Source organism: Streptomyces macrolidinus (assembly GCF_023887685.1).
In the GTDB taxonomy this organism is placed as follows: Bacteria; Actinomycetota; Actinomycetes; order Streptomycetales; family Streptomycetaceae; genus Streptomyces; species Streptomyces macrolidinus.
Map to the genome: position 1 here is coordinate 1 of NZ_JAMWMR010000033.1, position 13,257 is coordinate 13,257.

At 71.3% G+C, this 13,257-nt stretch carries 12 protein-coding genes; 4 read left to right on the top strand and 8 right to left on the bottom strand.

Going from position 1 to position 13,257, the window contains the following annotated elements; all coding sequences use genetic code 11:
• Positions 1-122: 122 nt before the first annotated feature.
• A complete protein-coding gene (locus tag NGF19_RS26410; protein ID WP_252428064.1) occupies positions 123-986 on the bottom strand; it encodes a phosphotransferase enzyme family protein in 864 nt (287 codons plus the stop codon).
• 186 nt (positions 987-1,172) lie between these two features.
• Here NGF19_RS26410 and mgt point away from each other — a divergent pair, with 186 nt between their 5' ends.
• Positions 1,173-2,375, top strand: a complete 1,203-nt coding sequence (mgt, locus tag NGF19_RS26415; protein ID WP_252428065.1) for a macrolide-inactivating glycosyltransferase — start codon at positions 1,173-1,175, stop codon at positions 2,373-2,375.
• Positions 2,376-2,461: 86 nt separating this feature from the next.
• Here mgt and NGF19_RS26420 read toward each other — a convergent pair whose 3' ends face one another.
• The gene (locus NGF19_RS26420) at positions 2,462-4,729 is read right to left on the bottom strand and encodes an MMPL family transporter (protein ID WP_252428066.1); all 2,268 of its coding nucleotides are present in this window, start codon (positions 4,727-4,729) and stop codon (positions 2,462-2,464) included.
• Positions 4,730-5,006: 277 nt separating this feature from the next.
• Between NGF19_RS26420 and NGF19_RS26425 the strand changes: the two genes are divergently transcribed.
• From NGF19_RS26425 to NGF19_RS26435, 3 genes are all read left to right on the top strand, one after another.
• Positions 5,007-5,555, top strand: coding sequence for a DUF1697 domain-containing protein (locus tag NGF19_RS26425; RefSeq protein ID WP_252428067.1), 549 nt, complete (start codon positions 5,007-5,009; stop codon positions 5,553-5,555).
• Between the two features lie 100 nt (positions 5,556-5,655).
• Positions 5,656-6,264: a TIGR03086 family metal-binding protein gene (locus tag NGF19_RS26430; protein ID WP_252428068.1), complete on the top strand. Its 609-nt coding sequence runs from the start codon at positions 5,656-5,658 to the stop codon at positions 6,262-6,264.
• 56 nt (positions 6,265-6,320) lie between these two features.
• Entirely contained in the window at positions 6,321-6,938 is a 618-nt protein-coding gene (locus NGF19_RS26435) for a mycothiol-dependent nitroreductase Rv2466c family protein (RefSeq protein WP_252428069.1), read from the top strand.
• Here NGF19_RS26435 and NGF19_RS26440 read toward each other — a convergent pair.
• From NGF19_RS26440 to cysD, 6 genes are all read right to left on the bottom strand, one after another.
• On the bottom strand, positions 6,901-7,683 hold the full coding sequence (locus NGF19_RS26440) for a sirohydrochlorin chelatase (protein ID WP_252428070.1): 783 nt from the start codon (positions 7,681-7,683) through the stop codon (positions 6,901-6,903). The two genes, NGF19_RS26435 and NGF19_RS26440, sit on opposite strands and share 38 nt — an antisense overlap.
• A 6-nt stretch (positions 7,684-7,689) precedes the next feature.
• A complete protein-coding gene (locus NGF19_RS26445; protein ID WP_252428071.1) occupies positions 7,690-8,592 on the bottom strand; it encodes an ABC transporter permease in 903 nt (300 codons plus the stop codon).
• A complete protein-coding gene (locus NGF19_RS26450) occupies positions 8,585-9,463 on the bottom strand; it encodes an ABC transporter ATP-binding protein (RefSeq protein ID WP_252428072.1) in 879 nt (292 codons plus the stop codon). Before NGF19_RS26450 ends, NGF19_RS26445 begins: the two co-directional genes overlap by 8 nt.
• 12 nt (positions 9,464-9,475) lie before the next feature.
• Positions 9,476-10,591 (bottom strand): aliphatic sulfonate ABC transporter substrate-binding protein, encoded by a 1,116-nt coding sequence (locus NGF19_RS26455; RefSeq protein ID WP_252428073.1) that lies wholly within the window; start codon positions 10,589-10,591, stop codon positions 9,476-9,478.
• Between the two features lie 363 nt (positions 10,592-10,954).
• Entirely contained in the window at positions 10,955-12,307 is a 1,353-nt protein-coding gene (locus tag NGF19_RS26460) for a sulfate adenylyltransferase subunit 1 (protein WP_252428074.1), read from the bottom strand.
• 2 nt (positions 12,308-12,309) lie between these two features.
• Positions 12,310-13,248: a sulfate adenylyltransferase subunit CysD gene (gene cysD, locus NGF19_RS26465; RefSeq protein ID WP_252428075.1), complete on the bottom strand. Its 939-nt coding sequence runs from the start codon at positions 13,246-13,248 to the stop codon at positions 12,310-12,312.
• Positions 13,249-13,257 lie beyond the last annotated feature (9 nt).

Below are 13,257 nucleotides of genomic sequence, written 5' to 3' on the forward strand. Positions count from 1 at the left end.
GGGGGCGGGCGCGCGGGGGGGGGGGGGGGGGGGGGGGGGGGCGGGGGGGGGGGGGGGGGGGGGGGGGCGGGGGGGGGGGGGGGGGGGGGGCGGGGGGAGGGGGGGCGGGGGGGGGTCGGGGGTCAGAAGGGGTACCAGCGGACGGACTCGTCCCCCTCCCGCAGCGACGCCACCCGTCGCTCGAACTCGGCCAGCGCCTTGGGGTTGCTCGGCGCGTGCTGGGAGACCCAGGCGCAACTCGCGGTCTCGCGCGCCCCGCGGAGCACCGAGCAGCCCTCCCACTCGCGCACATCCCAGCCGTAGGCCCGCGTGAAGGACTCGTACGCCTGTGTCGGCAGCCCATAGCGGTCGTGGGACAGCGCCATCACCACGAGGTCGTGCTCGCGCAGATCGGAGGCGAAGGTCTCCAGATCGACCAGCACCGGGCCGTCCGGACCGATGTGCACATTGCGGGGCAGCGCGTCGCCGTGGATCGGACCCGGCGGCAGATGCGGCGTCAGTGCGGCAGCGGCGGCGGCGAACCCGTCGCGGCGCTCGCGCAGATACGCCGCGTCCGCCGGGTCGACGGCGTCGCCCGCGAGCCGCAGCCAGCGCTCCACACCGCTCAGCAGATCACGGGCGGGCAGCGCGAAGGAGGGGGAGGGCAGGGCGTGCACGATCCTCAGCAGCTCCGCCAGATCCCGCGGCTCGGCGGGGCGTACGGCATCGGGCAGCCGATGCCATACCGTCACCGGGTGGCCGTCCACCAGCAGCGCCTCGGGCTCGGCGGCGCGTACCGCGGGGACCTCCGCTTCGGCCAGCCAGCGGGCGATGTCCAGCTCCCGTCGTGCGCGGTCGAGGAGTTCGGCGTCGCGGCCGACCTTGACCACGAGGTCACCGGCGGCGAACACCGCGTTCTCGCCCAGGGCGAGGAGCCGCGCGTCGCTCGCCGGGCCGGGCACTACGCCCGCCGCGGCCAGTACGTCGCGTGCCGTCGCCTCGTCCATCGTCCGCCTCCGTGTGCTCGACGCGTCGCCGTCGTCCTCGGTGTCCTGTCGTTCGCCGGTCAGTGTCGCATTCGCACAGGTGGGGCCGTACGGGTGGTGCCCTGATGGCCGGTGTGCACAGGGCCACCGGCGCGGTCGTCCGTAATCGCATTGCACGAGACGTATCGTCTCGCCTACGGTCGGGGCATGCCTACCACTCCGCACCCCGCCCATATCGCCATGTTCTCCATCGCCGCGCACGGCCATGTGAACCCGACCCTGGAGGTGATCCGTGAACTCGTCGCGCGTGGACACCGGGTCACCTACGCGATCCCACCCGCGCTCGCGGACAAGGTCGCCGAGACCGGAGCCGAACCCGTCCTCTATCGCACGACACTGCCCGCCCCCGACGACGACCCCTCCGCCTGGGGCACCACCCTCCTCGACAACGTCGAACCCTTCCTGGACGACGCGATCCAGGCGCTGCCCCAACTCATCGAGGCGTACGAGGGCGACGAGCCGGACCTCGTCCTGCATGACACCGCCTCCTACCCGGCCCGCGTCCTCGCCCACCGCTGGAACGTCCCGGTGATCTCCCTCGCCCCCCACTACGTCGCCTGGAAGGGATACGAGGAGGAGGTCGCCGAACCCCTGTGGGCCGAGCCCAGGAAGACCGAGCGCGGGCAGGCGTACTACGCCCGCTTCGCGGCCTGGCTCGCCGAGAACGGCATCAGCGAGCACCCCGACCGGTTCGCCGGCTACCCCACGCGCTCGCTCGTCATGGTCCCGAGGGCCCTCCAGCCCAACGCCGACCGCGTCGACGACACCGTCCACACCTTCGTCGGCGCCTGCCAGGGCGACCGCACGGCGCAGGGCGACTGGCACCGGCCGGCCGGTACCGACAAGGTGCTGCTGGTCTCCCTCGGGTCCAGCTTCACCAAGCAGCCCGCCTTCTACCGCGCCTGCGTGGAGGCGTTCGGCGGACTGCCGGGCTGGCACATGGTGCTCCAGATCGGCCGGCACGTCGATCCGGCGGAACTCGGGACCGTGCCCGACAACGTCGAGGTACGGGACTGGGTGCCGCAGCTCGCCATTCTGAAGCAGGCCGACGCCTTCATCACGCACGCCGGAGCGGGCGGCAGCCAGGAAGGCCTCGCGACCGCCACCCCGATGGTCGCGGTGCCCCAGGCGGCCGACCAGTTCGGCAACGCGGCGACCCTCGAATCGCTGGGCGTCGCCCGCCAGTTGCCGACCGAGGAGGCGACGGCCGAGGCGCTGCGGGAGGCGGTGCTGGCCCTCGTCGACGACCCCGAGGTGGCGCGCCGGTTGAGCGAGATCCAGGCGCAGATGGCACAGGAGGGCGGCACCCGGCGGGCCGCGGACCTGATCGAGGCGGAACTGCGCGGGTGATACGGCCGGTTGTGGTCCCGACATGACGTCGACGGCCGGGGCGAGCGCCCCGGCCGTCGACGTTCGACGTCAGTACCGGCGGAAGGTCAGACCCCGACCCGCTCGCCCTCCGGCGCCTGTCGCGGCGGCACCACGGGCGACTCGTCGTGGGTGAGGTCCGGCAGCCGGTGCAGCCACTTCGGCAGATACCAGTTCCGCTCGCCGAGCAGCGACATCACCGCCGGGAGCAGGACGCCCCGGATGACCGTCGCGTCGATCAGGACGGCGGCGGCGAGGCCCACGCCCATCTGCTTCATGGACTGCATGGACAGCGTGCCGAAGATCGCGAAGACGGCGACCATGATCACCGCGGCGCTGGTCACGACACCTGCCGTGGTCACCACACCGTGCGTGATCGCCTCCTTCGTCGTACGGCCCCGCAGCCGCGCCTCACGGATCCGGGAGACCACGAACACGTGGTAGTCCATCGAGAGCCCGAACAGGATGACGAAGAGGAACAGCGGCAGCCAGGTGACGATCGCGCCCACACCCTCGGCGCCCACCAGAGACGCGCCCCAGCCGTGCTGGAAGACCGCGACCAGGATGCCGTACGCGGCGCCGACCGACAGCAGGTTCAGCACGATCGAGGTGATCGCCACCGTCAGCGAGCGGAACGACAGCAGCATCAGCAGGAAGGCGAAGACGACGACGAACGCGAAGACCGGGATCACCGATCCGACGAGCTGGTCATTGAAGTCGTGCGACCCCGCGATCTGTCCGGTGATCGGCGCCTGGACGCCCTCGACCTTGCCGAGCGTGTTCGGCCGCACCGTGTCCCGCAGCAACTCCAGGCTCTTGCTCGCCTTGTCCTGGTCGGAGCCGCCGACCAGCGGGACGGACACCAGGGCGACGTTCTGCGCGTCGTGCGTCTTCACGGTGACCGGGCCGCGCGACGCCCCCGAACTGACCGCCTGGGCACGGAACGCGGCGAGCGCGTCCTTCACCTCGGGAGCGTTGATGTCCTTCGCCTTGACGACGACCTCGGCCGGCTCGGAGCCGCCCGGGAAGGCGTCGTTGACGCGGTTGTAGGTGGCCACGATGGGCAGCCGGTCGCCGAACTCCTGGTCCAGCGTGAGGTTCTCGGTCTTCATACCGAGCGCGGGCGACGCGATCGCCAGCAGCGCACCGGCCGCGACCACCAGCGAGACCGCGGGCTTGGCGAGGACGACCTTCAGCACGGCACGCCAGGTGCGGCTGCCCTCCGCCGCGGTGCGGCCCCGACGGGCGTTGCGCGCCCGCCGCTTGTCCGGGTGCAGGAACGGGATGCGGCCCTTCTCGACCCGCTCGCCGAGCAGCGACAGCAGCGCGGGCAGCACGGTCACCGAACCGACCATGGCGACCGCCACGACCATCAGCGAGGCCAGACCCATCGCCTCGAAGGTGGCGAGCCCGGTGAACAGCATGCCCGCCATCGCGACGCACACGGTGACACCGGAGACGATGACGGCGCGTCCGCTGGTCGCGGCGGCGATCCGCAGCGCGGTGGCCGGGTCGTGCCCGGCGGCCCGCTCCTCGCGCTCGCGGCGCAGATAGAAGAGGCAGTAGTCGACACCGACGGCCAGACCCACCAGCAGCATCACGGAGTTGGCGGTGTCGTCCATCGGCTGGAGATGGCTGACGATGCCCATCAGACCCATCGTCGCGATGATCGCGGTGAGGGCGAGCGCCACCGGCAGCAGCGCCGCGACCAGCGCCCCGAACGCGATCAGCAGGATGCCGAGCGCCACCGGCACCGCGGAGTACTCGGCCTTCTTGAAGTCGTCGCCGAACGCGTCGGAGAACGTCTTCTGCATGCTGGCGCCGCCGATCTCCTCGATCCGCAGCCCCGCGTGCTCCTTCTCGACCTGGGCGACGGCCTTCAGCACCGGCTCGACCCGGTCGCCCGCGGTGTCCGGGTCGCCGCGCATCTCGAACTGCACGAGTGCGCTGCGCCCGTCCTTCGAGATCGTCTTGGTGTCGTACGGCGAGGTCACGCCGGTCACCCGGCCGGTGCCCTCGACGGTCCGCACGACCGCGGTGACGGCGGCGCGGAACCGCTCGTCGGTGGCCGTGGTGTGCCCGTCCTCGGCCTGGATCAGCACCGTCTCGCTCGCCGGCTGCTTGATCCCGGCGTCCTCGATGATCCTGGCGGCGGTGCGCGTCTCCCCCTTGAGCTGGTCGGCGTTGTCGACATCGACCCGGCCCGCCGCCGAGCCGACGGCCATCGCCAGCACCACGAACACCACCCAGATGCCGACGGCGGCCCAGCGGTGCCGGGCGCTCCAGCCGCCGGCCCGCGCGGCGATCCCTCGCACCCGCTCGTCCCCACTCCCCATGCCGGGCCTGCCCCCTCGTTCGCGGGTGACGACGCCCTGCCGCCACCGTTCGATTCGAAGGTAGGGGAGGCATAAGCGCGACTCGTCGTACTGGTCGGTGAATCGTGAGCGCCCCGGCTCCTCCCGGCGGACCGCGCCGGTCTACCCATCCGGGAGGACCCGCCCCTTACATCTACTCAGGGTTGTCGGGGGTCGGTATCAGGGTCCGACCGCCGTCTCCCGAGCCATGGCAACAGGCCAACCCTCAGATCGCGCACGGCCGTTCTAGGGTGAGCGGATGACGACGACGTACGCGGCGCTGCTGCGCGGGATCAACGTGGGCGGCCACCGGAAGCTCCCGATGGAGCGGTTGCGCGCGCTGCTGACCGGGCTCGGACACACCGGGGTGACCACGTATCTCCAGAGCGGCAACACGGTCTTCACGGCGGGCCACGGTGACGAGGAGAGCCTGGCCTTGGAGGTGAGCGGCGCGATCGAGGAACAGCTCGGCTTCGCTGTCGACGTCCTCGTACGCGACCACGCGTATCTGACGGCGGTACGGGACGCCTGCCCGTTCCCGGCGGACGAACTGGAGGGTCGGCAACTGCACGTCACGTACTTCTCGGCCTCCGTGGACACCGAGCGGTACGCGGAGATCGACCCGGCCGCGTATCTGCCCGAGGACTTCCGGCTCGGCGAACGCGCGCTCTACCTCTACGCCCCCGACGGACTCGGCCGCTCCAAGCTGGCCGAGCAACTGGCCAGGCCCCGACGGAACAAGGGGCTGATCGCCACGACCCGCAACTGGAACACGGTCGTCAAACTGGCGGAGCTGACGGCTCCTTGAGCGCACCGCAGCTCGCGTACATCGCCGCCCGAGCCGGACTCCCCGGCCCCCTGTCGCGTTTGTTCAAGAGCCCGCCCGCCACCCCTCCTAGCGTGGAGGCATGAACGACGCCTACAAGAACGTGCACCCCTTCCTGGTCGAATGCGCCGCCGAGGCGGCCCGCGTGGCCCGCGGTGTCACGGCGGAGCAGTTGTCCGACCCCACCCACTGCCCCGGATGGGATGTCCGTGCCCTGGTGAACCACTGGGTCCTCTACACCTCCCACGGCATGGAGCACCGCGCCCGGCGTACGACGCTTCCCGAGGAGCTGACCGCACGCGACTTCACCGCGGACCCGAACTGGGCGCGGGCGTACGCCGACCAACTCGACCGTGCCGTCGCCGCCTGGGACGACCCCGCCGTGTGGGAGGGCGAGATCGACCTGGGCATGGCGAAGACACCCGCTGCCGAACTGGCGTCGATGATCGTCAAGGAGATGGCCGTCCACGGCTGGGACGTGGCCGTGGCCACCGGCCAGGAGTACCACGTCTCCGAGGCGGCGGCCCGGCTGATCCTGGACGTCGTCGAGACCCACGGCGACCTCTACCGCCAGTACGACGGCTTCGCCGCCCCGGTGCCCGTCCCGGCCGACACCCCTGTCTTCGCACGGGCGTTGGCGGCGAGTGGGCGCGACCCGCAGCAAGGCCGGGCCGGAGAAGTGGATCACTGAAAAAGGCCGGCGATTGGCCCACGGTCCCGGGCCCTTCGGCGGCTAGCGTCGACGGCATGCCGACTACTCCTGCCGTGCGCGTCGACGCCTACTTCGACCCCGCCTGCCCCTTCGCCTGGATCACCTCCCGCTGGCTGCTGGAGGTCGAGCGGGAACGCCCGCTCGACCTCCGCTTCCATGTGATGAGCCTGTATCTGCACAACCTCGGCAACGAACTGCCGGACTGGTACCGCACATTGGTCGACAAGTCGATCGGCCCGGTCCGGGTCGCCGTCGCCGCCGCCGAGCATCACGGCGAGAAGGTGCTGCGGGATCTGTACACCGCGTTCGGGACCCGGATACACGAGCGCAAGGAAGAGGACTTCGACGCGGTGATCACCGAGTCCCTCGCCGAACTCGGGCTGCCGGCCGACCTCGCCGCCGCCGCGCACGACCCCGCCTACGACGACGCCGTACGCCGCAGCCATGACGCGGGCGCCGAGCCGGACTCGGGCGACTATGTGGGCACGCCCACCCTCCATGTCGACGGAACCGTGTGGTTCGGACCCGTGCTCCGGGCCATTCCGAGAGGCGCGGACGCGGCCGAACTCTTCGACAGCTTCCGGGTGTTGGCCGCGCACCCCGACTTCTTCGAGCTCAAGAGGACAAGGACGGGATCGCTGCGCTTCGACTGAGACGACACGAGGGGGCGCGGGCCGGTAGCGGGGCTCGCGCCTCGGCGTAGCGTTCCAGTACCAGCCGCGCCATCTCCGGTGCCGGGCCCAGGACTTCCGCGCAGACGTCCGCGTGCGCCGCGTCCCGAGCGATACGGTCCGGCAGCAGGCCGGGCGCCAGGACGTACGGGGCCACGGCCACGCGGGCGCAGCCGAGGGCGCGCAGTTCGCGTACCGCGTCCTCGGTGCGCGGGAGAGTGGCGGAGGCGAACGCAGGCCGCACGGCGCACCAACCGGTGTGCCGCCACTCCCGCGCGATGTCAGCGATCACTGCGATCGCCTCCGGGTCGGTGGACCCCGCCGAGGCCAGGACGACCCCGGTCGAGGGCTTGTCGGCGGGCGTCAACCCCGCCTCGTACAGGCGCCGTTCCAGCGCCTGGAGCAACAGCGGCGACGGGCCGAGCACGTCGGCCTGCCGGATCCGCAGCGTCGGCGGCGCGTTCCGCAGCACCGCCGGGATGTCCGCCTTGGCGTGGAAGGCGCGGGTCAGCAGCAGCGGCGCGGCGACGACGTCCCGTACGCCGTCCGTCGCCAGCGACTCCAACGCCCCAGTGACGGAAGGGGCGTTGAAGTCGAGGAAGCCCGTCTCCACGCGCAGCCCCGGCCGCAGCGAGCGTACCCGCCGAACCAGGGCGTGAACGGTCGCCGCGTGCCGCGCGTCGCGGCTGCCGTGGGCGATGACCAGGAGAACCGGCGCAGGGCGCACGGGACTTCAGCCCTTCACCAGCAGGCCGCGACCGCGCAGCACACGCCGTTCCAGCGGGCTGAAGACCAGCAGGTCGACGGCGACTCCGACGAACAGGATGAGGAGGATGGCCTCGAAGACCATGGCCATCGAGCTGGCGTTGCGGCCGTTCTCCAGCAGCGCGCCCAGGCCGATACCGAGGTCCGGCGACGAGGCGATGATCTCCGCCGCCATCAGCGAGCGCCAGGAGAACGCCCACCCCTGCTTCAGGCCCGCCAGATAGCCCGGCAGCGCGGCCGGCAGGACGATGTGCCAGGCGCCCCGCAGCCCCGTCGCGCCCATCGTGCGGCCCGCCCGCAGGAACAGCGGCGGCACCTGGTCGATACCGGAGACCAGGCCGCCCGCGATCGAGGGGACCGCGCCGAGCAGGATCACCGCGTACATCATCGAGTTGTCCAGGCCGAGCCAGATCACGGCGGGCGGCACCCACGCCACCGACGGCAGCGACTGCAGACCGGACAGGACCGGCTTGACGGCCGCGCGCACGAACTTCACGCGGGCCACCAGCAGTCCGAGCGGGGTGCCGATGGCGAGCGCGAGCAGGAAGCCGAGCAGGCCGCGCGAGACGCTGGTCCAGATGTAGCCGAGCAGCCTGCCCTCGAGCCAGGCGTTCTCGAACTCGCGTCCCACGTCGGCGGGCGACGGCAGCTTCGCCGGGTCGTCGACGATCTTCAGGGAGATCAGGGCCTGCCAGACCACGAGGACCAGGGCGACCGCGATCAGCGGCGGCAGGATCTTGTGGACGACGGTCTGCCGCAGCGGCGGGCGGCTCGTGGCCGGGACCTCCAGAGCGTCAAGTCCCGCCTCGACACTGCCCTGTTCGGCGCCCCGAGTCGGCCTCGTCGCTGTCGTCGTCTCGGTGTCAGCCATGACGGCGGATCTCCCCCCGCAGTACTTCGGTGATCTGCAGGGACAGTTCGGCTACCGGCGCGTCCTCGACACGGCGTGGCTGGGGGATGTCGACCGTCCACTCACGGGCCACCCGGCCCGGCCGGGAGGACAGCAGCACCACGCGCTGCGCGAGCCGTACCGCCTCGCGCACGTTGTGCGTGACGAACAGCACCGACAGCCCCGTCTCCTGCCAGATCCGGGTGAGTTCGTCGTGCAGGGTGTCGCGGGTGATGGCGTCGAGCGCGGCGAACGGCTCGTCCATCAGCAGCAGTCGGCTGTCCTGCGCGAGCGCCCGCGCCATGGCGACGCGCTGCCGCATACCGCCCGACAGTTCGTGCACCCGCTTGCCGTACGCCCCGTGCAGCCGCACGAGTGCGAGCAGCTCCTCCACCCGCGCGCGCCGCTCGGACGCGGGAACTCCCCTGAGCCGCAGGGCGAGTTCGATGTTCTTGCCCGCCGTCAGCCAGGGGAACAGGGCGTGTTCCTGGAACATCAGGGCCGGGCGGCCGTCCGTCGTGAGGGACCCGGCGCTGGGCCGGTCGAGCCCCGCCACCAGGTTCAGCAGCGTGGACTTGCCGCAGCCCGAGGCGCCCAGGAGGGTGACGAACTCGCCCGGCGCGACATCGAGATCGATGTCGTCCAGGACGAGCTGCTCCCCGCCCGGCCCCGCGAAGGACTTCGAGACATGCCGAAGGCGAGCCGCGTACCGGCCCGCGTCGGCGCTCTCGGAGGCGCTGCCGGTCTCGGCGGCTTCGGCGGCTTCGGCAGCTTCAGCGGCCTGGGCGGCCCGGGCGGCCTTCTCGGCTTTGGCGTACGTCGTGGCCATGGTCGTCATCTCCTGGGAACGCATCGCGTACGGCGGCTACTTGACGCCGAGACCGGCGTCGTCGACCGGACTCTCGCCCGCGGCCTTGAGCACCTTGTCGAGGAGGGTGAGGTCGTAGATGCCGTCCAGCTTCGGGTTCTTCAGCAGGCCGGCCTTGACCGCGTGCCGCGCCTGGGCGTCCAGGGTCGAGGCCAGCGGGTCGTCGGTGAACTGGATGGACTTCCACGCCGGGTCGAGGACGTTCGCGGGGAGCGCCTTGCCGGAGACCACGGCGAGTTGGTCGTTCGCCGCCTTCTTCGCCGCGTCCGGATGGGCCTTGATCCACTTGTTGGTGTCGACCGAGGCCTTCAACACGGCGTCGACGGCCTTCGGGTGCTCCTTGAGGAAGCTCTGGGACACGATGATGTTCGTGATCACGAACGTGTTGTCCGGCCACAGCGTCGACTCGTCCAGCAGGACCTTGCCGCCCTCGGCGACCAGCTTGGACGCGGTCGGCTCAGGCACCCACGCGCCGTCGATGGACCCGGACTTGAAGGCGTCCGGGGTGACCTTGTTGTCGGTGCGGACGACCGAGACGTCGCCCTTGCCGCTCTGCGCGTCGACCTTCCAGCCTTGCTCTGCCGCCCAGTTGAGGAGCGCCACGTCCTGGGTGTTGCCGAGCTGAGGCGTCGCTATCCTCCTGCCCTTGACGTCCTTCAAGGAGCTGATCTTGTTCGGATTCACGACCAGCTTCACACCCCCGGCCGCCGAACCGCCGACGATACGCAGGCTCTTGCCGCCGGACTGCGTGTAGCCGTTGATCGACGGGGACGGGCCGATCCAACCGATGTCGATGGCACCGGAGTTCAGGGCCTCGATCTCGGAGGGACCCGCGTTGAAGATCTGGTACTTGGCCCGCGTACCGCCAAGTGCCTCCTGGAAGAAGCCCTTTCGCGCGCCCACGAGCGCGGTTCCGTGCGTCAGGTTGCCGAAGTAGCCGATCTTCACGGAGTCGAGCCCGTCGATCTTCTTCGCCCCGGCGGCGACCTGCTGGGTGGACGGGTCCTCCTGGGCCTGCGAGCCGTAGCCGCATGCGGTGAGCGCGAGGAGGGGGAGGGCGACGAGCGCGGCGAGGCGGCGGCGAAGCCGGGACGGGGGGAGGGTGGCAGACACGGGAGGTGGTCCTCTCGTCGGTCCGGCGGTCACGGGTTCTCAGGTCGTGGCCGGGATATCGGCAGGTCTTCGGTCCCGCGGAGCGCGGGAGGTGTGGGCGCGCGGGCAGTGCGCGTACGTCATCACGCACATCGCGCCACTCCGCCCTGCCCTCCCCCAAACTCCGTTCGGGGGGACCCCCACCCGAGGGCACCTCCCCCAGACTTCGTCCGGGGGGACCCCCAGCCGACGCGGCCACCCTCCTTCGCGAACGTGGAGTAGACGTCGGTGGGAGTCATCGAGGGAGTCATCGAGGGAGTCGCGGAGGGGGGCATGCGGGGGGTCATGGAGGGGCGCATGGCCGTGGTCATGGTGGGGGCCATCTCAGAAGTCCCACCCGTCCTCGGCGGCCGGGTCCGTCACCGGCTCGGGCGCGGCGAACGACTCGCCGACCATGCCCGCGGTCAGCGTGGTGCCGTCGGCCGGGTCGATCAGGATGAACGAGCCGGTCCGGCGGGAGTCCGCGTAGGCGTCCACGGGCAGCGGTTCGGCGGTGCGGAGCGTCACGCGGCCGATGTCGTTGGCCACGAGCTGCCCCGGCCGCGGGTGCGGGGAGAGGTCGTCGAGGGTGAGCCGGGAGGGGATGTCCTGGACGAGGGCCTTGACCGTGCGCGTGCCGTGCTTGAGCAGGACCCGGTGCCCGACGGTCAGCGGCTGGTCGGCGACATGGCAGACCGTCGCGTCGATGTCCTGCGTGGCCGAGGGTGCGTGCTCGGTCGGCACGATCAGATCGCCGCGGGAGATGTCGATGTCGTCCGCCAGCAGCAGGGTCACCGACTGCGGGGTCCGGGCGGCCTCGACCGGGCGGCCCAGCAGGTCGATGCCGGAGATCGTCGTCGTATGCCCGGACGGCAGGACCGTGACCCGCTCCCCGACCCGGAACACACCGGCGGCGATCTGGCCCGCGTACCCCCGGTAGTCCGGGTGCTCGGCGGTCTGCGGGCGGATCACGTACTGCACCGGCAGTCGCGCGTGGCCGTGCGCCGGGTCGTGGCCGACCGGCACGGTCTCCAGATGCTCCAGGACGGTCGGGCCGCCGTACCAGTCCATGGTGGCGGACGGCTCCACGACGTTGTCACCGGCCAGTGCGGAGATCGGGATCGCGGTGACCTCCAAGACGCCCAGCTCGGTCGCGTACGCCGTGAACTCCTCGGCGATCGCCGCGAAGACGGGTTCCCGGTAGTCGACGAGGTCCATCTTGTTGACGGCGAGGACGACGTGCGGGACGCGCAGCAGGGCCGCGATCGCCGCGTGGCGGCGGGTCTGCTCGACCACGCCGTGGCGCGCGTCGACCAGGATCACCGTCAGTTCGGCCGTGGAGGCGCCCGTGACCATGTTGCGGGTGTACTGCACATGGCCGGGCGTGTCGGCGAGGATGAACCGGCGCCGTGGCGTGGCGAAGTAGCGGTAGGCCACGTCGATGGTGATGCCCTGCTCGCGCTCCGCGCGCAGCCCGTCGGTGAGCAGCGCCAGGTCGGGACCGTCCTGGCCGCGGCTCGCCGAAGCGCGCTCCACGGCCTCCAACTGGTCGGCGAGGACCGACTTGGAGTCGTGCAGCAGCCGGCCGACGAGCGTGGACTTGCCGTCGTCCACGGAACCGGCGGTGGCGAACCGCAGGAGGGTGGTGGCGGAGAGATCCGCCGCCCTGGTGGTCGGGGTGGTCGTCGTTGTCGTCATGGTCAGAAGTACCCCTCGCGCTTGCGGTCCTCCATGGCGGCCTCGGAGAGCTTGTCGTCGGCGCGGGTGGCGCCGCGCTCGGTCAGCCGGGAGGCGGCGATCTCGGCGATGACCTGCTCCAGCGTCACCGCGTCCGAATCGACTGCGCCGGTGCAGGACATGTCGCCGACGGTGCGGTAGCGCACCAGCCGCCGCTCGACCCGCTCGTCCTCCTCCGGGCCGCCCCAGGCGCCCGCCGTCAGCCACATGCCGGACCGTTGGAAGACCTCCCGCTCATGGGCGAAGTAGATCTCGGGAAGCTCGATGCCCTCCCGCGCGATGTACTGCCAGACGTCCAGCTCGGTCCAGTTGGACAGTGGGAAGACGCGGACATGCTCGCCGGGCGCGTGGCGGCCGTTGTAGAGCTGCCACAGCTCGGGGCGCTGGCGGCGCGGGTCCCACTGGGAGAACGCGTCGCGCAGGGAGAAGACGCGCTCCTTGGCGCGGGCCTTCTCCTCGTCCCGCCGCCCGCCGCCGAAGACGGCGTCGAACCGCTCGGACCGGATCTTCTCCGTCAGCGGCAGCGTCTGGAGCGGATTACGGGTGCCGTCGGGACGTTCCCTCAACACACCCCGGTCGATGTAGTCCTGTACGGAGGCCACATGGAGGCGCAGCCCATGGGCCGCCACCACACGGTCGCGGAACTCCAGCACCTCGGGGAAGTTGTGTCCCGTGTCCACATGCAGCAGCGAGAAGGGCACCGCGGCGGGCGCGAACGCCTTCAGCGCCAGATGCAGCATGACGATGGAGTCCTTGCCGCCGGAGAAGAGGATCACCGGCCGCTCGAACTCGCCCACCACCTCGCGGAGGATGTGCACGGCCTCGGATTCGAGGGCGTCGAGATGGGAGAGGGCGTACGGGGTGTCCGTCCCCTCCCGCGCCGTGACGACGGGTGGCGTCATCCGGGTCTC

What these genes read in the sequence shown, in the direction of transcription:
- NGF19_RS26410 (WP_252428064.1), bottom strand. Translation starts at nt 986, where the DNA reads ATGGACGAGGCGACGGCACGCGACGTACTGGCCGCGGCGGGCGTAGTG.
- mgt (WP_252428065.1), top strand. Translation starts at nt 1,173, where the DNA reads ATGCCTACCACTCCGCACCCCGCCCATATCGCCATGTTCTCCATCGCC.
- NGF19_RS26420 (WP_252428066.1), bottom strand. Translation starts at nt 4,729, where the DNA reads ATGGGGAGTGGGGACGAGCGGGTGCGAGGGATCGCCGCGCGGGCCGGC.
- NGF19_RS26425 (WP_252428067.1), top strand. Translation starts at nt 5,007, where the DNA reads ATGACGACGACGTACGCGGCGCTGCTGCGCGGGATCAACGTGGGCGGC.
- NGF19_RS26430 (WP_252428068.1), top strand. Translation starts at nt 5,656, where the DNA reads ATGAACGACGCCTACAAGAACGTGCACCCCTTCCTGGTCGAATGCGCC.
- NGF19_RS26435 (WP_252428069.1), top strand. Translation starts at nt 6,321, where the DNA reads ATGCCGACTACTCCTGCCGTGCGCGTCGACGCCTACTTCGACCCCGCC.
- NGF19_RS26445 (WP_252428071.1), bottom strand. Translation starts at nt 8,592, where the DNA reads ATGGCTGACACCGAGACGACGACAGCGACGAGGCCGACTCGGGGCGCC.
- NGF19_RS26450 (WP_252428072.1), bottom strand. Translation starts at nt 9,463, where the DNA reads ATGCGTTCCCAGGAGATGACGACCATGGCCACGACGTACGCCAAAGCC.
- NGF19_RS26460 (WP_252428074.1), bottom strand. Translation starts at nt 12,307, where the DNA reads ATGACGACAACGACGACCACCCCGACCACCAGGGCGGCGGATCTCTCC.
- cysD (WP_252428075.1), bottom strand. Translation starts at nt 13,248, where the DNA reads ATGACGCCACCCGTCGTCACGGCGCGGGAGGGGACGGACACCCCGTAC.